This is a genomic window from Rhodoferax sp. (assembly GCF_013297935.1).
Taxonomy (GTDB): Bacteria; Pseudomonadota; Gammaproteobacteria; order Burkholderiales; family Burkholderiaceae_C; genus Allorhodoferax.
In genome coordinates this window covers 151,878-170,752 of the sequence record NZ_JAAFIX010000002.1, presented here as the reverse complement: position 1 = coordinate 170,752, position 18,875 = coordinate 151,878, and the positions used below count along the sequence as shown (strand labels likewise).

Annotated in this window: 19 protein-coding genes; 11 read left to right on the top strand and 8 right to left on the bottom strand. The window is 56.9% G+C overall.

Annotated elements, in window-relative coordinates; translation table 11 throughout:
- Positions 1-133 precede the first annotated feature (133 nt).
- A complete protein-coding gene (gene ppa / locus QZW03_RS04060; RefSeq protein WP_296508575.1) occupies positions 134-664 on the top strand; it encodes an inorganic diphosphatase in 531 nt (176 codons plus the stop codon).
- Positions 665-762: 98 nt separating this feature from the next.
- Here ppa and QZW03_RS04055 read toward each other — a convergent pair whose 3' ends face one another.
- Positions 763-1,548, bottom strand: coding sequence for an alpha/beta fold hydrolase (locus QZW03_RS04055; RefSeq protein ID WP_296508573.1), 786 nt, complete (start codon positions 1,546-1,548; stop codon positions 763-765).
- 236 nt (positions 1,549-1,784) lie between these two features.
- On the opposite strand from QZW03_RS04055, the gene QZW03_RS04050 reads away from it, so the two are divergent.
- Both QZW03_RS04050 and QZW03_RS04045 read left to right on the top strand, forming a co-directional pair.
- On the top strand, positions 1,785-2,288 hold the full coding sequence (locus tag QZW03_RS04050; RefSeq protein WP_296508571.1) for a chemotaxis protein CheW: 504 nt from the start codon (positions 1,785-1,787) through the stop codon (positions 2,286-2,288).
- A gap of 58 nt (positions 2,289-2,346) precedes the next feature.
- A complete protein-coding gene (locus tag QZW03_RS04045; protein WP_296508570.1) occupies positions 2,347-4,443 on the top strand; it encodes a methyl-accepting chemotaxis protein in 2,097 nt (698 codons plus the stop codon).
- Here the strand turns inward: QZW03_RS04045 and QZW03_RS04040 are convergent.
- The gene (locus tag QZW03_RS04040) at positions 4,440-5,633 is read right to left on the bottom strand and encodes a GNAT family N-acetyltransferase (protein ID WP_296508568.1); all 1,194 of its coding nucleotides are present in this window, start codon (positions 5,631-5,633) and stop codon (positions 4,440-4,442) included. The two genes, QZW03_RS04045 and QZW03_RS04040, sit on opposite strands and share 4 nt — an antisense overlap.
- 71 nt (positions 5,634-5,704) lie before the next feature.
- On the opposite strand from QZW03_RS04040, the gene QZW03_RS04035 reads away from it, so the two are divergent.
- Together QZW03_RS04035 and QZW03_RS04030 are read left to right on the top strand one after the other, a co-directional pair.
- Positions 5,705-7,381, top strand: coding sequence for an NAD+ synthase (locus QZW03_RS04035; protein ID WP_296508566.1), 1,677 nt, complete (start codon positions 5,705-5,707; stop codon positions 7,379-7,381).
- A 20-nt stretch (positions 7,382-7,401) separates the two neighbouring features.
- On the top strand, positions 7,402-7,740 hold the full coding sequence (locus QZW03_RS04030; RefSeq protein ID WP_296508564.1) for a P-II family nitrogen regulator: 339 nt from the start codon (positions 7,402-7,404) through the stop codon (positions 7,738-7,740).
- A gap of 6 nt (positions 7,741-7,746) precedes the next feature.
- On the opposite strand, the gene QZW03_RS04025 is transcribed toward QZW03_RS04030, so the two are convergent.
- From QZW03_RS04025 to QZW03_RS04005, 5 genes are all read right to left on the bottom strand, one after another.
- Positions 7,747-8,166 carry a diacylglycerol kinase gene (locus tag QZW03_RS04025; protein WP_296508562.1) on the bottom strand — a complete coding sequence of 140 codons (420 nt, stop codon included), beginning with the start codon at positions 8,164-8,166 and terminating at the stop codon, positions 7,747-7,749.
- An 18-nt stretch (positions 8,167-8,184) separates the two neighbouring features.
- Positions 8,185-8,679: an RDD family protein gene (locus tag QZW03_RS04020; protein ID WP_296508560.1), complete on the bottom strand. Its 495-nt coding sequence runs from the start codon at positions 8,677-8,679 to the stop codon at positions 8,185-8,187.
- An 81-nt stretch (positions 8,680-8,760) separates the two neighbouring features.
- Positions 8,761-9,393, bottom strand: coding sequence for a DUF3106 domain-containing protein (locus QZW03_RS04015; RefSeq protein ID WP_296508559.1), 633 nt, complete (start codon positions 9,391-9,393; stop codon positions 8,761-8,763).
- A 24-nt stretch (positions 9,394-9,417) separates the two neighbouring features.
- Positions 9,418-9,858 carry a DUF3619 family protein gene (locus tag QZW03_RS04010; RefSeq protein WP_296508558.1) on the bottom strand — a complete coding sequence of 147 codons (441 nt, stop codon included), beginning with the start codon at positions 9,856-9,858 and terminating at the stop codon, positions 9,418-9,420.
- A complete protein-coding gene (locus tag QZW03_RS04005; RefSeq protein WP_296508967.1) occupies positions 9,855-10,421 on the bottom strand; it encodes an RNA polymerase sigma factor in 567 nt (188 codons plus the stop codon). The genes QZW03_RS04010 and QZW03_RS04005 overlap by 4 nt, the downstream gene beginning before the upstream one ends.
- A 289-nt stretch (positions 10,422-10,710) precedes the next feature.
- Between QZW03_RS04005 and QZW03_RS04000 the strand changes: the two genes are divergently transcribed.
- From QZW03_RS04000 to QZW03_RS03975, 6 genes are all read left to right on the top strand, one after another.
- Complete coding sequence (locus QZW03_RS04000) at positions 10,711-12,489, top strand: acetolactate synthase 3 catalytic subunit (RefSeq protein WP_296508556.1); 1,779 nt, start codon at positions 10,711-10,713, stop codon at positions 12,487-12,489.
- Between the two features lie 159 nt (positions 12,490-12,648).
- On the top strand, positions 12,649-13,140 hold the full coding sequence (gene ilvN / locus QZW03_RS03995) for an acetolactate synthase small subunit (protein ID WP_296508555.1): 492 nt from the start codon (positions 12,649-12,651) through the stop codon (positions 13,138-13,140).
- A 136-nt stretch (positions 13,141-13,276) separates the two neighbouring features.
- A complete protein-coding gene (gene ilvC, locus QZW03_RS03990) occupies positions 13,277-14,293 on the top strand; it encodes a ketol-acid reductoisomerase (RefSeq protein WP_296508553.1) in 1,017 nt (338 codons plus the stop codon).
- A gap of 156 nt (positions 14,294-14,449) precedes the next feature.
- Positions 14,450-15,265: a CDP-diacylglycerol--serine O-phosphatidyltransferase gene (gene pssA / locus QZW03_RS03985; protein WP_296508551.1), complete on the top strand. Its 816-nt coding sequence runs from the start codon at positions 14,450-14,452 to the stop codon at positions 15,263-15,265.
- Between the two features lie 16 nt (positions 15,266-15,281).
- On the top strand, positions 15,282-16,820 hold the full coding sequence (locus tag QZW03_RS03980) for a 2-isopropylmalate synthase (RefSeq protein WP_296508549.1): 1,539 nt from the start codon (positions 15,282-15,284) through the stop codon (positions 16,818-16,820).
- A gap of 188 nt (positions 16,821-17,008) precedes the next feature.
- Positions 17,009-18,055, top strand: coding sequence for a serine hydrolase (locus tag QZW03_RS03975; protein ID WP_296508966.1), 1,047 nt, complete (start codon positions 17,009-17,011; stop codon positions 18,053-18,055).
- A 31-nt stretch (positions 18,056-18,086) separates the two neighbouring features.
- On the opposite strand, the gene QZW03_RS03970 is transcribed toward QZW03_RS03975, so the two are convergent.
- The gene (locus QZW03_RS03970; RefSeq protein WP_296508547.1) at positions 18,087-18,872 is read right to left on the bottom strand and encodes an IclR family transcriptional regulator; all 786 of its coding nucleotides are present in this window, start codon (positions 18,870-18,872) and stop codon (positions 18,087-18,089) included.
- Between the last annotated feature and the right edge of the window lie 3 nt (positions 18,873-18,875).

Here is an 18,875-nt window from a genome sequence, read left to right as displayed (position 1 = left end):
AGCGGCGTAGATTGGCCAACAAAGCCAATGTAGCGCGCTTTCTGAATCACGCGTCAAAATCGAAAGTGCCAAGTCAGTAAAATCAGGGTTAATCCGTACGTTTCCTGTTTCAACTCAAACAAAGAGAGATTGCATGTCCTTAGACAATGTCACCCCTGGCAACAAAGTGCCTGAATCGTTCAACGTGATCATCGAAATCTCGATGAATGGCGACCCCATCAAGTACGAAGTTGACAAGGCCTCCGGCTGCATCTTTGTGGACCGTTTCATGAACACCGCCATGCACTACCCCACTAACTACGGTTATGTGCCCAAAACCATCGCGGGTGATGGCGACCCTGTTGACGTGCTCGTGATCACCCCCGTGCCGCTGCCACCCGGTGTCGTGGTGCCTTGCCGTGCTATCGGCATCTTGAAGATGGAAGACGAAGGCGGTATGGACGGCAAGGTGCTTGCAGTGCCTACGGACAAAATTTTGCCCCTGTACTCCCGCTGGCAGTCGCTGGAGGATCTGAATCCCGTGCGCTTGAAAGCGATCGAACATTTCTTTGAGCATTACAAAGACCTGGACGCCGGCAAGTGGGTCAAGGTGCAAGGCTGGGGCGGCAAAGACGAAGCCCACAAGGAAATCATGGACGGCATTGCTGCCTATAACCAGCAATAAGACCTCTAGCCCTCGCGCTAATTGCGCGAGGTGCTACTAAAAATATAGCGCCCTGCGGTTCCGCAGGCGCTATTTTTTATGGTGGAGCCGGATCGTACTCAGCGCAGCGGATTCGGAAAAAGCCAGCGCGCCCATCCACCTTCCCGGCTGAAGGGCGTCCAGTGGCCCGGGATTTGCGCCAGCCTGTCGGCGACCACCCACCACGCACTGGGATTCACGCCCAAGCCGATATGACTGGCAAAGACCTCAATATTTTCTGTGTCGGGTTGATCCGCCTGCGGGGCCTGCAGGCTCGCTTGCCATGCAACCACGCCGTCACTGCGGGAGTAAATAGAAGTGGTGGGGACGGGCGGGGCTCCTGCGAGGTCAAAACGTTCAATGGCTTCGGTAATGCGATGCCCGGCCGCCAGTTCGTACAAACGCCACGCATTGGTGCTGGTGTGCGAACCCCCGAAAGGGGTGCCCAAAGTGATCACGCTGCGCACCTTGTCGGGCAGCTCTTTGGCCAGCTCGCGTGCATACACACCGCCCAGGCTCCAGCCGATCAGGCTGACGGCCTGACCGGTGGTGCGGTAGATGTCCAAAATTTGTTCTCTCGCAGTCTCCAGAACCCCTGCTCTGGGCCCGAAGTTATAGCCTTGGTTCCAGCCCGAAACGTCATAGCCCAAGCTCTTGAGGTAGGCCCGCAAGGGCAGGGTAGAACCGTCACTGGCCGTGAGGCCAGGAAACACCAAGACAGGGTGACCGTCGCCGGCAGCCGCCCGCGAGAGCACCGGCCAGCTCGGCAGTAGCGACCAAAGCTCCCAAGGGGCGCGCAGTTCAAGCGCAATCAGGTGCCAGCCCGGAGCGCTGGGGTGTTCGTTCTGTTCAGGAGACTTCGTCATAGCAAGGGGTGTGGGGTGTTCACAGTGCCGGGTTACAGAGCCCGCCAAACACTCAGCGAGCCAAAGTTAGCAGCTTTCGCACAAGCAAGGCCACAGTCGGTGTGCCTTTAGATGCTCCACCTTATGCCGATAACCCTCCGATATGGGTTCGCCAGACTGTTCATGCGCGCAGCGCCGGTGTGTCATAAAACGATATATTTGTTAAAAAGCAGATTAACCAAATGTGATGTTTTTATATGCAACTAACCCAAAACAACCCCTCCACCATGGCGAATCCGGCGGCGCCCACCTCCAGCCAATACCTCAGCCTGCGGCTGGGTAGCGAGGAATATGCGATCGACATCCTGCAAGTGCAGGAGATCCGGTCGTACGAGATGCCTACCAAAATGGTTAATTCGCCCAGCTTTGTCAAAGGCGTCATCAATCTGCGGGGCGTGATTGTGCCGATTGTCGATTTGCGCCTGAAGCTGCAGTTGCCCAAAGTCGCCTACGACGATTTCACGGTGGTCATCATTTTGAATATCGGCGGAACAGTGGTCGGCGCCGTAGTTGACAGCGTGTCGGATGTGGTCACACTGGACAGCAGCGACATCAAACCGGCACCGCAGTTTGATTCGGCCTTGGATTCCTGCTTTATCGTGGGTTTGGTAACGCTGGGAACGCGTATGCTGATCGTGATGAATGTCCAAGCATTATTGGGCCAAGGCGAAATGAGCATGGTGGCAGGCGCGTTGGCGTGAATGCCGGCTGCGCATGGCAGCCGCAGAGAAATTGGATGAGATCACTTTGGAGCACGCTATGAATTTTGCGTTTTTGACGTCCCTGCGCGGGAAAATTGTGGCGATGGTGGGTTTGCTGGTGTTGCTGGGGCTGGCCGGCTTGTCCGCGACCAACGTGCTCACTGCGCGGTCTCACGCACTCCAGACGCTGGATGCCCAAACGCGGGCGCTGGCGAAAGCACACGCCTCTGAGGTTGCAGAGTGGGTGGCAGGCCGGCACCAGGTTGTCAAATCGTTCGGGTTTGCCGTGAATGAAGCAGATCCGCTCAAGTACCTGGTTCAGGCCAAAGTGGCTGGCGGTGTTGACTCTGCTTACATCGGGTTTGCCGACAAGCGGACCGCTTTTTCTGAGCAACAAAACCTTCCTCCAGACTACGACCCCACTGCCCGCCCTTGGTACCAGTTGGCTGCAGCGGCGCAAGGGCCCGCGGTGACCCCGCCCTACGTGGACGCGGGCTCCAAAAAACTGGTGATTACTTTCTCCGCCGCAATCCGGGACGGTGGGACGGTGAAGGCGGTGACCGCGGTCGATGTGTTCATGGATGCGGTTGTGCGCAATGTGGCCTCCATCCGCCCGACGCCGGGGACTTATGGCTTTATTGCCGACAAATCCGGAAAAATCATGGTGCATGAAAACACCGCACAAGTCCTTAAACCGGTCACCGACATCGCACCCGACCTCGGTGGCGGCGCGCTTGAAGCTTTAGCCAAGGCGGAGTCCGTGCGGGAAATAACCATCGCAGGCGAGAGCCGCCTGGTGTTTGCAACCCCGGTTGCCGGTACCGACTGGATTCTGGTGATTGCGCTGAATCGTGCCGAGGCGCTGAGTGGCATCACCGCCATGGTGTGGTCCTCTATCGTGGGCAGCGTGATCATTGCGGTGCTGGCCGTGTTGCTTATCGGCGGCGTGCTCACCGGTTTGCTGGGGCGCTTGGTCGTTTTGAAAGACGCCATGCAGGACATCGGTTCCGGCCAGGGTGACCTGACCCGTCGTATTGAAGCGGGCGGCTCAGATGAACTCGCCACGATTGCGACCGGCTTTAACCAATTTGTGGAAAAGACCCAGGGCGTATTGCGACAGGTGCGGTCCAGCGCCGATGCCGTGGCCACCGCCAGCTCTGAGATCGCCCAAGGCAACCACGACCTCAGCGCCCGCACCGAAAGCCAGGCCAGCGCCTTAGAGCAAACCGCAGCCAGCATGGAAGAACTCGGCTCCACCGTCAAACAAAACGCAGACTCCGCCCGCCAGGCCAACCAACTCGCCATGAATGCCTCCACCGTCGCTATTCAAGGTGGAGAAGTCGTCGGCCAAGTGGTCGAGACCATGAAAGGCATCAACGAAGCCAGCCGCAAAATTGCAGACATCATCAGCGTGATTGACGGCATCGCCTTCCAAACCAACATCCTGGCGCTGAACGCAGCCGTAGAAGCCGCCAGAGCCGGAGAACAAGGTCGAGGCTTTGCCGTCGTAGCTTCTGAAGTGCGCTCACTGGCAGGACGCAGTGCAGAGGCCGCCAAAGAAATCAAAACCCTGATCAACGCCAGCGTAGAGAGGGTAGAACAGGGTAGTAGTTTGGTCGACAAAGCTGGTGAGACCATGACCGAAGTGGTCAGCAGCATCCGGCGGGTGACCGACATCATGGGCGAAATCAGCGCAGCCAGCTCGGAGCAAAGTGCAGGCGTCAACCAAGTGGGCGAAGCTGTCACCCAGATGGACCAAGCCACGCAACAAAACGCTGCGCTGGTAGAAGAAATGGCCGCCGCTGCGAGCAGCTTGAAGAGTCAGGCCAACGACCTGGTGCAGGTGGTGGCGGTGTTTAAGTTGGGCAACGAGGGGCACAGCGGAGGCTACACCGGCGCCAGCCACCTATCGGCTCCCGCTGCACCCGCTGCGGTGCGTAGCCAATCACCGGCTAAGAAAACATTTGCAGGCACCGAGCGCAGAGCCCCCGCGCAGACGCTCCCCAAGCCCAGCGCCACCAAACCGGCAAGCGCTACAGCTAGGCCGCCTGCAGGCAAGGCGCCACCGGTGCTGGTAGCCCATGCGCCGACTCCGCCCAAAACCAGCTTCAAGGCCACGCCTGCAGGTGGGGATGATGACTGGGAGACTTTTTAAACCGGTTTTTTGAGCGGGGTGCGTTGTTCAAGGTGTTCCATGTAGTTTTGGATACCTTCGCCCTCCCGCTCTAGAAACCGCTGCACCGCATCCGCAAACGCGGGATGCTGCAACCAGTGGGTGCTGCTGGTTCTTGCCGGGAGAAGTGCCCTCGCCATTTTGTGCTCACCTTGGGCGCCCCCTTCAAATCGGGCGTAGCCATTGGCAATGCACCATTCCAAAGGTTGGTAGTAGCAGGCCTCAAAGTGCAGGCAATCTACGGGTTCCAGGGCACCCCAGTAGCGACCATAGGCCACTCTCTGTGGGGGGGGGAATGTGCCGTCAGCCCTTATGTTGCTTGCGCCTATAGCTATCAAACTGCTAGCAATGGCTTGACCCTCGCGCTCTGCCACAAACATCAGCCAATGCTCGGGCATGTCGGTTGCCATGCGCTGAAAGAAGTCGGGTGTGAGGTAGGGCGGGTTGCCGTGCTCCCGGTAGGTCCGGGCATAGCAGCGATAGAAAAACTCCCAGTCCTCCTGACTGATGTCTGTGCCGGTGCAGTGCCGGAATTGCACACCAGCCTGCGCTACCTTGCGACGCTCCTGCTTGATCTTCTTGCGCTTTTCCTGATTCAGTCCGGACAAAAAGTCATCAAAGTCTTTGTATCCGTCCGGACGGTTGTGCCAATGGAACTGTACGGTGTGCCGTTGCATCCAGCCACTGCCCGTGGTCGCTTGCAGGTCATCCTCGGCGCCAAACAGCAGGTGCGCAGAAGAAACATTGTTCTCGGCACACAGGCTCTGAATGGCCTGAATCAGTGCTTCTCGCGATGCCGTATCCCTGGCGAGCAATCGGCTACCGGGTACCGGGGTGAACGGCACGGCAATAACCGCCTTGGGGTAGTAAGCCAGGCCGTGTTGTTCGTAGGCGCTGGCCCATGCCCAGTCGAACACATATTCCCCATAGGAGTGGTCCTTGATATAGAGCACGCAAGCTGCTGCGAGGCCCGAAGAGTCGTGCAGGGTGATGAAGTGCGGGCTCCAACCGGTGGCCGGCGTTGCACTGCCGCTGTTCTGCAGAGCGGCCAGGTAGGCGTGGCGCATAAAGGGTGTCGGGTGGTGCTGAAGTTGCAGCAGCGCATCCCACTCGGAGGCCGAGACCGCGGAGGGCGTTTCTGACACCCGGATGACATAATCAGCCTTACCCATTTAGCGCTCCGCGCGGCAGCCGCGAAGGTTCTGCACTGCAGACCCGGCTGTGAACTTCCTTCTGCTGGTTCATGACTCTCAAACTGTGCGTTGCGCAACTCAATTTCATCGTCGGTGACCTGAACGGTAATGTCATAAAAATCGTCGATGCGGCGAATCGCGCCTATGCGGAAGGCGCGCGCTTGCTCTTGACGCCTGAGCTCTCCATTTGCGGCTATGCCGCCGAGGACTTGTTTCTGCGTCCTGCTTTCATGCAGGCCTGCGATGATGCCGTGAAATCGGTGGCGCAGCAGCTTGCCGGGTTAAAAGGGATGTCGGTGGTGGTCGGGCATCCGACTGGCGGGGACAGTCGCACACGCTCCGTTGCAGTCCAGAGTCGGTTCAATGCGGCTTCGGTGCTGCGCGAGGGGGAAGTTGTCGCCCGCTACGCCAAGCGCGAGCTGCCCAACTACCAGGTGTTTGATGAGCGCCGCTACTTCACCCCCGGCCAAGGGGTGTGTGTATTTGAAGCCGGCGAGGGCGAAGACTTCGTCAAGGTCGGCCTCTTGATTTGTGAAGATGCCTGGTTTGAAGAGCCCGCCCGTCTGACCCGAGACGCGGGCGCTGAGCTACTGGCGGTGATCAACGCCTCTCCTTTTCACGTGGGCAAGGGCTACGAGCGTGAGGTCCGCATGGGGGAACGCTGCCGGGAGACCGGGTTGCCTATGGTCTACGCCCATCTGGTGGGCGGGCAGGATGAAGTGGTGTTTGAGGGCCACTCCTTCGCCCTCAATGCGGATGGTGCAGTGGCTGGCCGGGCGCCGAGTTTTAAAGAAAATCACTTTGTAGCCCAGATAGCGCGTGCGCAAGGCGCTATAAATTTAATAGCGGAAGTGTCGCCTGAGCGAACTGAAGAGGCGGACTTGTGGGACGCTCTGGTGCTGGGCGTGCGGGACTATGTCGGGAAAAATGGTTTTCCCGGAGCTCTGCTAGGCCTCTCGGGCGGGATCGATTCGGCGCTTGTGTTGGCCGTGGCCGTTGATGCGCTGGGGGCTGACAAGGTTCGCACCGTGATGATGCCCTCGCCGTACACCGCAGACATCAGTTGGATTGACGCACGTGACATGGCAGGGCGCATGGGCGTTCGCTACGACGAAATTTCCATCGTCCCGCAGTTCGAGGCCTTCAAGTCCTCGCTGGCCGCTGAGTTTGCCGGGCGTGCGGAAGACACCACCGAAGAAAACATTCAGGCCCGCATCCGGGGCACCTTGCTCATGGCCTTGTCCAACAAGTTCGGCAGCATCGTGTTGACGACCGGTAACAAGTCAGAAATGGCAACGGGCTACTGCACGCTTTACGGGGATATGGCGGGCGGATTCGCCGTCATCAAAGACTTGGCCAAAACCACAGTGTTCAAGCTCGCACGGTGGCGCAATGCCCACGACCCGTATGGCACCTGTGCGGCCCCTATTCCTGAGCGCATCATCACGCGCCCGCCCAGTGCTGAATTGCGGCCGGACCAGAAAGACCAGGACAGTTTGCCTGCCTACGAAATTCTGGACGGCATTCTGGAGCGCTACATGGAAAACGACGAAAGCATCGATGCCATCATCGCTGCCGGATTCCGTGCAGAAGATGTGGAGCGGGTGACCCGGCTCATCAAAATCAATGAGTACAAGCGTCGCCAAGCACCGGTTGGAATCCGCGTGACGCACCGCAGCTTCGGCAAGGATTGGCGTTATCCTATTACCAACCGTTTTCGGGCCTGATTTATTAACTGGACAAGCAGATGAAACAAATTACCGCAGTCGTCAAACCTTTCAAACTCGAAGAAGTCCGCGAAGCCCTGGCCGAATGTGGCGTGACCGGTCTGACCGTGACCGAGGTGAAGGGCTTTGGTCGCCAAAAGGGCCATACCGAGTTGTACCGCGGCGCCGAATACGTGGTGGACTTCTTGCCCAAAATGAAAGTTGAAGTCGTAGTGAAGACCGAAGACGTGGACCGCTGTGTGGACGCTATCGTGAAGGCCGCGCACACCGGCAAGATCGGCGACGGAAAAATCTTCGTGACGAGTGTGGAGCGCGTGGTGCGCATCCGCACCGGCGAGCAGGACGAATCCGCTGTTTAAGTGACCTTAGCCGATGTGAGGCGCAAACCGCGCCCACAGTGCGGCTCCCCAGATGGCGGCGCACAGCAACAGGCTTAACAAGACTGCCGCGCTGCCGATATCTTTGGCCCGTTTGGAAAGTGAATGCCACTCCGGGCCGACCCGGTCGACCACCGACTCGACTGCGGTATTGAGCAACTCCACGACCATCACTGCCACCACACTGGCTGCCAGCACGGCAGACTCCACCCAGGTCTGCCCGACGTAAAGTGACGCAGGCAGCAAAATCATTGCCAACACACTCTCCTGCCGGAAGGCGGTTTCGTGCCATCCGGCCTGAAGGCCGGCCCACGAATAGCGGGTAGCGTGAAATACCCGATTAAGCCCTTTGCGTTGTTTCTGTGGATTGACGGCGGGGTCCACCGGGGGCAGGGAGGCGTTAGTCATGCTGTTGAATCCGTGTGCTCAGCGGCTCATGGGCGCCGAGTGAATCAGACGGGTGCCTGCCAAGGCATCGTGCCAAAACTGGTTTTGTGGGTGGAAACGACTCAAAATCGCCCATACGGCGACCCATCCTGTGCAAATCAGCACGATTTCAGGTCCGGATAGCTGGAAAGGCGCAACCGCCGCCAACGGCGGCAAAAACCAGACCCAGCTGAGGGCGTAGCGCCCCAGTGCGCGAAGTTGGGTGATCTTTTTGCCATCTTTGCCCACGACCCGGATATTCCAGGTTTTCATGGCCAGCGTCTGTCCGTGGGCCCAGAACCATACGAAGTAAATGCCCAGAATCACAAACAGAAAGCCCTGCAGGGCATGCCGGTTGTCCAGCGCGTACCGCGTTTGACTCAGGGTGCCGAACAGGTAACCCGCCAGAAAAACGACGCCGAACAACAAAATTCCCTCGTAAATCCAACACGCCATGCGCCGCCAGAGTCCAGGGGTCACCGCACCATTTGTCATTCCACGCCCGAGTTTGTTGTCAAAGATTCCGCGATTGTAGGTAGCCGCAGGATCGCCCCCCAGAGCTCCGGACCACGGCTACTAATCCGAGCTGGAGTTCTTGGAGGCTGGCGCGAGGGGTAGAAGGGTGTTTTTGTCCACCGGCTGCTGTGCCGCAAGTCGTTCGCGCTGGGTATCGGGCGAGTTGCGGGTCACCGGCACGGGCGTGAGCTTTTGAGGTGACGGCGCTTTGGCCGCAACGGCTGCGCCCGCAGGCTTAGCCGCACCTTTTCGTGCCAAGGCGTCTCTTTCGTCCTGGCTGAGCGCTTGATAGGCCTCCCAGTTGGCTAAACGCTCTGTGGGTGGTGTTTTCTTGGTTTCTGCAAAATTGAGCCGGGCTTGCTGTCGCTCTTTGGGCTTAAGTGCCGCCCAATCGACCATCCGGCTGTGCAAGGTCTCTCGGTCCGCGCTGGACATTGTGGCGAAATTTTGGGAAAGGGCGATCCATTTCCGTTTGTGTCCGTCGGCCAGGGTGTCCCAGCTAGCTTTGAGAGGGGTCAGCGCCGTTTGCTGTCCCGCAGTCAGAGAGGTCCAGTTGAGATTGGTCGAGGCGGGGGCAGCAGGCAGCGGCACCGCGGTTTGGGCCAAAACCGGTGCGCTGATGCCGATAAAAAGACTTACCAGTCCGGCAGCAAATGCGCTGGCTTGCACGAGTTTGAGGGGAATACGCGTCATAACAGGGGCAACATGGACTTCGGTTTACTTTTCCTGGGCAGTGCGTAAAAACTGTGCAAATCCGGGGTCTGTGTAGGCGGAAGGCGGCAGAGGGTCGGTCAAGAGCTGGGTGTCGACGTCTGCGATTTCCTGTGCGCTGAACTCGTCTTGCAGGGTGTCGATCACCAGCATGCCGGTAATCAGGGCCAAAAGAGGCAACCAGGAGCCGAGCTGCATCCACAGGTTCTTGAATCCTGAGCCCATCTGGACGCTGGCTTGCCCCGACTGGGATAGCAGCACTTGTTGGGCAGGGGCGGTTTCCAAGGCGATTTTGCGTCGAGCCAAGGCCTGCGCACGAGCGACCTTGAGTCGTTCCGTGATGTCGTGCGGCAGGGTTTGAGTGCTTTCATTCAGGCGCGAGGTAATCGCCCGGGCCACGGCTTTTTCGATGTCGGCACCTGTGTGGTGCGCTACTGTGTTTTTCATAGCCTGATTCCCTTTCCTTTTAAAGCATTACCCAAGGCTTGCACCGCTCGGGAACAGTGTGTTTTTACGCTGCCTTGTGAGCAGCCCATCGCAGTCGCGGTTTCCGCGACGTCCATATCCTCCCAATAACGCATCAGGAAGGCTTCCCGTTGACGGGGTGGCAGTCGCAAAATTTCTTCTTCAATCGAAAGCAAGGTTTGTGCTCGCTCGGTTTGCGTCTCTGTGCTCTCGTTTTGGTCGCCGCTCTGGCTGCTGACCAATGATTCCAATAGATTGAAATCTTCGTCTTCAGTTCCTGATTCGAAGTCGCTCAGCGTCGAAAAAAGAGCACTGTAGGTCTTTTGTCTGCGAAACCAATCCAGCGTGCTATTGGAAAGAATGCGCTGAAACAGCATGGGTAGCTCCTCCACGGGCTTGTGCCCGTAGTGCTCGGCCAGTTTCATCATGCTGTCTTGAACAATGTCTAAGGCGGACTCGTCATTACGCACGTGGTAAGCCGCGCGTTTAAAAGCCCGCTTTTCAACACTTTTCAAAAAGTCAGAAAGTTCTTTTTCGGTTGCCAATTGACGATGCCATTGCTGGCTGAAAGAGGAAAGCGCTGAGTGCGTGAGTTTGCCTCTGACTCCGGCGCAGCCTTCAATTATTGCACTTTGAGTCCGCGCATTCATGTGAATAAAAAGTGAGTGCGCGCGCAATGCCATAATACGCAGGCAATTAAAAGGCAAACGGGTCCTGGTCCGGCGCAACATTCAATGCGCTCATGGCTTTGATCTTAAGTCCCGACGCGACTCCACAAGTGTTTGCGAAGGGGCACCCAAGGTTTTTCGTCAGAGAAATTCACAAAGGTTCATCATGGAAATTTCTAAAGCCGAAATCGCTTCGGCAGCATCCGCATCCAAGTCCGCCGCTGTTCCCGAATTAAGGGGCGCGGAAGTCCTCGTTAAAGCGCTGCAAGCAGAAAACGTCAAGTACATCTGGGGTTATCCCGGTGGTGCCGTTTTGCACATTTACGACGCTTTCTACAAGCAAGAAACCATTCAGCACGTACTGGTTCGCCACGAGCAGGCGGCAGTGCATGCCGCTGACGGTTATGCCCGCGCAACCGGCGATGTCGGTGTGGCCCTGGTCACATCGGGGCCCGGTCTGACGAATGCCGTAACCGGTATTGCGACTGCCTACATGGACAGTATTCCCATGGTGATCATCTCCGGTCAGGTGCCTACGCACGCGATCGGACTGGATGCTTTCCAAGAGTGCGACACAGTCGGCATCACACGCCCCATCGTGAAGCACAACTTTCTGGTGAAGGACGCCAAAGACATGGCGGAAGTCATGAAGAAGGCGTTCCATATCGCTCGCAGTGGCCGTCCCGGCCCTGTGGTGGTCGATATCCCCAAGGACGTGTCATTCAAGAAGGTGCCTTATCACGGCTACCCTGAGAGCGTGGAAATGCGTTCTTACAACCCGGTGCGCAAGGGCCACGGCGGACAAATCCGCAAGGCATTGCAACTGCTGTTAGCGGCCAAGCGCCCCTACATCTATACCGGTGGCGGCGTGCTGCTGAGCAATGCGTCAGCCGAACTCCGCACCTTGGTCGACATGTTGGGATATCCCTGCACCAATACCTTGATGGGTCTGGGCGCTTATCCCGCTAGCGACCGCAAGTTCCTCGGTATGCTGGGCATGCACGGTACTGTCGAAGCCAACAACGCCATGCAAAACTGCGATGTGCTGCTGGCAGTCGGTGCACGCTTTGATGACCGCGTGATTGGTAACCCCAAGCACTTTGCGCAGAATGAACGCAAGATCATTCACATTGACATTGATCCGTCCAGCATCTCCAAGCGGGTGAAGGTCGATATTCCGATCGTGGGTGATGTCAAGGATGTTCTGAGCGAGATGATCGCCATGATCCGCGAAGGTGCCACCAAACCCGATGCCAACGCATTGGGCGCTTGGTGGGACACCATTGAAGGCTGGCGTAAGCGCGACTGCATGAAGTACAACCCCGGCAACGGTGATGTGATCAAGCCGCAGTTTGTGGTGGAAACGCTGTGGAACATGACCAAAGATGTGGATACCTACATCACGTCCGACGTGGGTCAACACCAGATGTGGGCCGCTCAGTACTACAAGTTTGATGAGCCACGTCGCTGGATCAACTCCGGCGGTCTGGGCACCATGGGTGTGGGTATTCCTTACGCCATGGGTATCAAACTTGCCAAGCCGCAGAGCGAAGTTTTCTGTATTACCGGCGAAGGCTCGGTGCAGATGAACATTCAAGAGCTGTCGACCTGCCTGCAGTACAACACCCCGATCAAGATTTGTTCTTTGAACAACCGCTATCTGGGTATGGTGCGTCAGTGGCAAGAAGTGGAATACGAAGGCCGCTACAGCCACAGCTACATGGATGCCTTGCCCAATTTCGTGAAACTGGCGGAAGCCTATGGCCACGTTGGCATGCTGATTGAGCGCCCTCAGGACGTCGAGCCTGCTTTGCGCGAAGCCCGCAAGCTCAAGGACCGTACGGTGTTCATGGACTTCCGCACCGACCCCACCGAGAACGTGTTCCCCATGGTGCAGGCCGGCAAGGGCATCACGGAGATGTTGCTCGGGTCGGAGGACCTGTAAGCAAAATCTAGTCAAATAGCGCTCTAGCCCGCGTAGATATTGCGCGAGCTGCTATCATTTTTGAAGAATCTATTGACCGCCAAGCCTTGCACTTACCGGTGCGAGGGGAGGGCGGCAGAGGCTGAGGCTTCTGCGTAGTCGAAATGAGGAATCGGTTATATGAAACACATCATTGCAGTTTTGTTGGAAAACGAACCCGGCGCGCTGTCCCGCGTGGTGGGCTTGTTTTCTGCCCGTGGTTACAACATCGAGTCGCTGACCGTCGCACCCACGGAAGATCCTAGCCTTTCTCGCATGACCATCCAGACCCATGGTTCGGATGATGTGATCGAGCAAATCACCAAGCACCTGAACCGCCTGATTGAAGTGGTGAAGGTGGTGGATTTGACGGAAGGCGCCTACATCGAGCGCGAGCTCATGATGGTGAAGGTCCGTGCGGTGGGCAAAGAGCGCGAAGAAATGAAGCGCATGGCGGACATCTTCCGTGGTCGCATCATCGATGTGACTGAAAAAAGTTACACCATCGAACTCACAGGCGATCAGTCCAAGAATGATGCATTCCTGGAAGCCATCGAGCGCACCGCCATTTTGGAAACGGTGCGAACCGGCTCCAGTGGCATCGGGCGCGGCGAGCGGATACTGCGGGTTTGATGACAGGTTTTTCTGTGTGTGCTTCGGCTGGCTCAACACACAGGAATTGTTTGGCGACAGTGTTTACCGTTCGCCCCGAGCTTAGGTAGTTTTTGCAACAGGGCGCTTTTCGCCAATATTTATTTCGGAGAGAAAAATGAAAGTTTTTTACGACAAGGATTGTGATCTGAGCTTGATCAAGGGCAAGACCGTTGCCATCATTGGTTACGGCAGCCAGGGCCATGCCCACGCTCAAAACTTGAACGACAGCGGCGTGAAGGTCGTGGTCGGTCTGCGCAAGGGTGGCGCATCCTGGGACAAAGTCGGCAAAGCCGGCCTGACCGTGATGGAAGTGAACGACGCAGTGAAAGCTGCTGACGTGGTCATGATTTTGTTGCCTGACGAGCAAATCGGCGAGGTGTACACCAACAACGTCGCTCCCAATATCAAGCAAGGCGCTTCCTTGGCCTTCGCCCACGGTTTCAACGTGCATTACAACCAAGTCGTGCCCCGCGCTGACCTGGATGTCTGGATGGTGGCTCCCAAGGCTCCCGGCCACACTGTGCGTAACACTTACACCCAAGGTGGCGGCGTGCCTCACTTGGTGGCTGTGCATCAAGACAAGTCCGGCAAAGCCCGTGACTTGGCACTGAGCTATGCGATGGCCAACGGTGGCGGCAAGGCCGGCATCATTGAAACCAACTTCAAAGAAGAGACTGAAACCGACTTGTTCGGCGAGCAGGCTGTTCTGTGCGGTGGTGCAGTTGAACTCATCAAGATGGGTTACGAAACTCTGGTGGAAGCCGGCTACGCGCCTGAAATGGCTTACTTCGAGTGCTTGCATGAGCTGAAGCTGATCGTGGACCTGATCTACGAAGGCGGCATTGCCAACATGAACTACTCCATCTCCAACAATGCGGAGTTCGGCGAGTACGTAACAGGCCCTGAAGTCATCAACGAAGAGTCCCGCAAGGCCATGCGCAACGCTTTGAAGCGCATCCAGAACGGTGACTACGCCAAGATGTTCATCCAGGAAGGCCGTTTGAACTACCCAAGCATGACCGCACGTCGTCGCAACACCGCCGATCATTCGATCGAGGTGGTGGGTGCCCAACTGCGCGCCATGATGCCTTGGATTGCGAAGAACAAGCTGGTTGACCAGACCCGCAACTAAGCCTGCTTAGGCATGAGGCAAAAGGCCACTTCGGTGGCCTTTTGCTTTTGCGGTTCTTCTACGGTTGGTCCGGTCACTGGCTTACACTGCGTGCCTGACTTTGTTCCGGTTGTTTCGGAACGTATTGCGCCTCTCAAGGCGCTCTCTGGAGATGGCATGCATGATGGAATAGAAACCCAAGGTTCAACGGAATCTGGTGGTGTCGTAAAAAACCGGCGCAAGGGCATTTATGTACTGCCCAATTTGTTTACTTTGGCGGCTTTGTTTGGTGGCTTCTACGCCATCGTGATGGCGATGGATGGTCGATTTGACTTGGCGGCCGCCGGTATTTTTTGTGCAATGGTGCTTGATAGTCTGGACGGCCGGGTCGCTCGGATGACGAATACCCAGAGCGCATTCGGGGAGCAGATGGATTCTCTGTCTGACATGGTCTCCTTTGGCGCCGCACCAGCATTGATTTCTTACGAATGGGCCTTGAGGGGCTTGGGGCGATGGGGCTGGTTTGCAGCCTTCGTGTATTGCGCGTGCGCTGCACTCCGGCTAGCCCGTTTTAATGTGAATACGACGGTGGTCGATAAGCGTTACTTTCAGGGGCTTCCTTCCCCTGCAGCTGCGGCACTAGTGGCCGGATTTATTTGGGTAGCCACCGACCAGGGCGTTGCTGGAAATGTGGTGGCCTGGCCGGTATTTGGACTCGCCTTGTATGCAGGGCTGACGATGGTGACCAATGTGCCGTTCTATAGCTTTAAAGACGTGCAAATGAAGCGCAGCGTTCCGTTTGTGGTGATTGTCTTGATCGCGCTGGGTATTGCTGTGATCAACATTCACCCACCCATCGTGATGTTCGGTGTCTTTGTGGTTTATGGCTTTAGTGGGTATGTGGTCTATCTGGTGCGCCGCGCCCGCGGTGTGCGGACCAGCGTGATCAGCACCTCAACGGATGAGCCCGAAGAGCGCGGCTTGCACCGCTAAACATACGGAGATTTTTATGGCTGACAAACTGATTATTTTCGACACTACGCTGCGTGATGGAGAACAGTCTCCCGGCGCATCGATGACGCGTGATGAGAAGCTGCGGATTGCCCGCCAACTCGAGCGCTTGCGCGTCGACGTGATTGAGGCGGGTTTTGCAGCCAGTTCGAATGGTGATTTCGAGGCGGTGCAGCTGATTGCCAACTCCATCAAAGACTCGACGGTGTGTTCTTTGTCTCGCGCAAATGACCGCGATATCGCCCGGGCCGCCGAAGCCCTCAAAGGTGCGAAAAGCGCTCGGATCCACACCTTCATTGCGACCTCCGCCTTGCACATGGAGAAAAAACTGCGCATGACACCCGAGCAGGTACTGGAGCAGGCAAAGCAATCAGTCCGGTTTGCCCGGAATCTGGTGGCAGATGTGGAGTTCAGTCCTGAAGACGGTTATCGCAGCGACCCTGATTTCTTGTGCCGGGTTCTTGAAGCGGTCATCGCAGAGGGTGCCACCACCATCAACGTGCCGGATACCGTGGGCTACGCCGTGCCAGAGTTGTATGGGAACTTCATAAAAATGCTGAGAGAGCGAGTGCCCAACTCCGACAAAGCGATCTGGTCGGTTCACTGTCACAACGACTTAGGTATGGCAGTGGCCAATTCGCTGGCAGGCGTAAAAATTGGCGGTGCACGGCAAGTGGAGTGCACTGTGAATGGTCTGGGCGAGCGCGCTGGCAATTGCAGCCTTGAGGAAATCGTCATGGCGGTCAAAACCCGCAAAGACTATTTCGGTCTGGAGCTCGGGATTGATGCCACTCACATCCTCGCTGCCAGCCGAATGGTGAGCCAGACCACCGGTTTCGTGGTGCAACCCAATAAGGCTGTAGTGGGTGCCAATGCGTTTGCCCATGCCTCTGGAATTCACCAGGACGGAGTTTTGAAGGCACGTGACACCTACGAGATCATGCGTGCTGAAGATGTGGGATGGACCGCCAATAAAATTGTTCTGGGCAAACTGAGCGGGCGCAATGCGTTTAAGCAGCGCTTGCAAGAGTTGGGGGTTCAGCTGGATAGCGAAACCGAGATTAATGCGGCATTCGCCCGGTTCAAAGAGCTGGCTGATCGAAAGAGTGAAATCTTCGATGAGGACATTCTGGCCTTGGTGGGCGACGAAAGTGTGACCTCCGAGAACGAACTATTCGGGTTTGTTTCGCTCTCCCAGCACAGTGAGACTGGTGAGCGTCCCCAAGCCACTATCGTGTTTACCGTGGGCGGGAAAGAGGTGAAAGGTGCTTCTGACGGCAATGGACCCGTAGACGCTTCTCTGAAGGCCATTGAGTCACTGGTTCAAAGCGGGGCAGAAATGGTTTTGTATTCAGTGAATGCCATCAGCGGCTCCACCGAGAGTCAGGGCGAGGTAACAGTGCGGCTGCAAAACAGCGGTCGCGTCGTCAACGGCGTAGGTGCGGATCCCGACATCGTTGTGGCCTCCGCCAAGGCGTATCTCAGTGCTCTCAACAAGCTTCAAAGCAAGTCGGATCGCGTAGCAGCGCAGGGTTGAAGTCTGCGTTTCGAAAAATAGTTGAAGTTCAGCGCGCAAGTAGTTGATCTGCTTGATGTTTTTTGATTAAACTGTTGCTGAACATTACAAAAAGCGCCTGTGCAATTGTCACGGGCGCTTTTTTCAAAGGAAATACGTTGAAACGCATCATTATTCAACTAGGCATCGCGGGGCTTTTGGCCTCCTCGCTGCTACTTCCGCATTCCGCTATTGCCTCCACGCATTCCAAAAAACCTGTGGCTAAGTCGGCACAGGCCAAGGCAAGTCCTGCCAAAAGAGTGGCCGTCAAAACAGTGCGTGCGCAAAAGCCGGTTATCAAAGCGAAGCGGGTGTCCGGTCGGGCAGTCAAGCCCGCCAAAGTGACGAAGGTCGCAGCTGCCCCGCAGCCCAAGCCCTCGTACGCGCAACTTGCAGGACTGCATGGCAAACAAGATGCCTTGGACTTGAAGTCAAGTGTCGCCTTCGTGGTGGATCAGGACACCAAAGAAGTTCTCTTCAGTAAAAACGAGAACGCAGTGTTGCCTATTGCGTCCATCACCAAACTGATGACCGGTGTGTTGATCAGCGAAGGCCGGTTGGCGATGGATGACATCATTGAGATCACCCAGGACGATGTGGACACTGAAAAGGGTAGTTCTTCGCGACTCCGGGTCGGTACCGAGCTTTCCCGCGGTGAATTGCTGCACTTGGCTCTTATGGCCAGCGAAAACCGCGCTGCGCATGCGCTTGGCCGGACCTACCCGGGCGGCTTGCAGCACTTTGTGGGCTTGATGAACCAAAAAGCGCGCGTACTTGGAATGACAGATACGCGGTATGTCGAGCCCACGGGTTTGAGCAGTCGCAACCAATCGAGCGCCAAGGATCTGGCGACGTTGGTGAACTATGCCTACAGTGACGCCACCCTGCGGGAGTTGTCTACATCGACAGGCCATCAGGTGGAGGTGGGGAACCGCACACTTCAGTACAACAACACCAACCGCCTTGTGAAAAGTCCGGCTTGGGACATCGGCTTGCAGAAAACAGGTTACATCGCCGAGGCGGGTCAATGCTTGGTAATGCAAGCCAAGATTTCCGGCCGCAAGCTGATCATGGTGTTTCTGGACTCTGCAGGCAAGCTGACCCGGATCGCTGATGCCGAGCGGGTTCGTAAATGGGTTGAGTCGGGGCACCCGGCAACCGCCAAGCCATCCCCATTGGCGCTTCGAGGATTTGACAGTCGCATCGCGACCAACTAGAAAAAAGGCCTGCAGATGCAGGCCTTTTTGTTTAGCGCAGGTTCGATCGAAATCCTAAGGTTTCTGAGATATGACGAGCAGTGTCTTTTAGTTTGGGCAACCAGTCATCTTCGAGGCGGCCGGACGGGGCGGAAATGGAAAGGCCTGCAATCAACTTTCCTTGGTCGTCGTAAATGCCGGCTGCCATGCACCGCACGCCGAGCTCTAGCTCTTCATTGTCACTGGCTTGACCATATTGGCGAACCTTGGCCAGCTCGCGCTCTAGGGCGTCCAGTTCGGTAATGCTGTTTTTGGTGTGACCCTGGAGTCCGGTCCTGCTCGCGTACGAGCGAATGCGTAGCGGATCGTCCGCCGCCAGAAAGAGCTTGCCGACGGAAGTCAGGTGCAATGGAGCACGGCCACCAATGGCTCGCACGACCTGCATGCCACTGCGTTCGCTGTAGGCCCGCTCTACATAAATGATCTCGTCTCCCTGGCGCATGCTCAAGTTCACCGGTTGTTGGGTCAACTTGTGCAACTCGCGCATGGGGCCTAGCGCTGCATCTCGAACGTTGAGGCGCGCCTTGACCAAGTTGCCCAGCTCCAACAGGCGCATCCCTAAGCGGTAGCTGCCGGACTGGGGGCGATCCACAAAGCGACCCGACACCAAGTCATTCAAGATGCGGTGGGTGGTGGATGGGTGAAGACCGGCTTTTTCACTGATTTCCTTCAGCGGGATGGCCTCTTCTCTGGAGGCCAGAACGTCAATCAATGTGAACATGCGCTCCAGCACTTGGACTGCAGGCGTGGCTTGGGGGTCGAGTTCTTTTTTGGTCATGAT

Bases quoted from the DNA above. Each gene is read 5' to 3' on its own strand.
- ppa (WP_296508575.1), top strand. From the start codon at position 134: ATGTCCTTAGACAATGTCACCCCTGGCAACAAAGTGCCTGAATCGTTC.
- QZW03_RS04055 (WP_296508573.1), bottom strand. From the start codon at position 1,548: ATGACGAAGTCTCCTGAACAGAACGAACACCCCAGCGCTCCGGGCTGG.
- QZW03_RS04050 (WP_296508571.1), top strand. From the start codon at position 1,785: ATGCAACTAACCCAAAACAACCCCTCCACCATGGCGAATCCGGCGGCG.
- QZW03_RS04045 (WP_296508570.1), top strand. From the start codon at position 2,347: ATGAATTTTGCGTTTTTGACGTCCCTGCGCGGGAAAATTGTGGCGATG.
- QZW03_RS04040 (WP_296508568.1), bottom strand. From the start codon at position 5,633: ATGGGTAAGGCTGATTATGTCATCCGGGTGTCAGAAACGCCCTCCGCG.
- QZW03_RS04035 (WP_296508566.1), top strand. From the start codon at position 5,705: ATGACTCTCAAACTGTGCGTTGCGCAACTCAATTTCATCGTCGGTGAC.
- QZW03_RS04030 (WP_296508564.1), top strand. From the start codon at position 7,402: ATGAAACAAATTACCGCAGTCGTCAAACCTTTCAAACTCGAAGAAGTC.
- QZW03_RS04025 (WP_296508562.1), bottom strand. From the start codon at position 8,166: ATGACTAACGCCTCCCTGCCCCCGGTGGACCCCGCCGTCAATCCACAG.
- QZW03_RS04020 (WP_296508560.1), bottom strand. From the start codon at position 8,679: ATGACAAATGGTGCGGTGACCCCTGGACTCTGGCGGCGCATGGCGTGT.
- QZW03_RS04015 (WP_296508559.1), bottom strand. From the start codon at position 9,393: ATGACGCGTATTCCCCTCAAACTCGTGCAAGCCAGCGCATTTGCTGCC.
- QZW03_RS04010 (WP_296508558.1), bottom strand. From the start codon at position 9,858: ATGAAAAACACAGTAGCGCACCACACAGGTGCCGACATCGAAAAAGCC.
- QZW03_RS04000 (WP_296508556.1), top strand. From the start codon at position 10,711: ATGGAAATTTCTAAAGCCGAAATCGCTTCGGCAGCATCCGCATCCAAG.
- ilvN (WP_296508555.1), top strand. From the start codon at position 12,649: ATGAAACACATCATTGCAGTTTTGTTGGAAAACGAACCCGGCGCGCTG.
- ilvC (WP_296508553.1), top strand. From the start codon at position 13,277: ATGAAAGTTTTTTACGACAAGGATTGTGATCTGAGCTTGATCAAGGGC.
- pssA (WP_296508551.1), top strand. From the start codon at position 14,450: ATGCATGATGGAATAGAAACCCAAGGTTCAACGGAATCTGGTGGTGTC.
- QZW03_RS03980 (WP_296508549.1), top strand. From the start codon at position 15,282: ATGGCTGACAAACTGATTATTTTCGACACTACGCTGCGTGATGGAGAA.
- QZW03_RS03970 (WP_296508547.1), bottom strand. From the start codon at position 18,872: ATGACCAAAAAAGAACTCGACCCCCAAGCCACGCCTGCAGTCCAAGTG.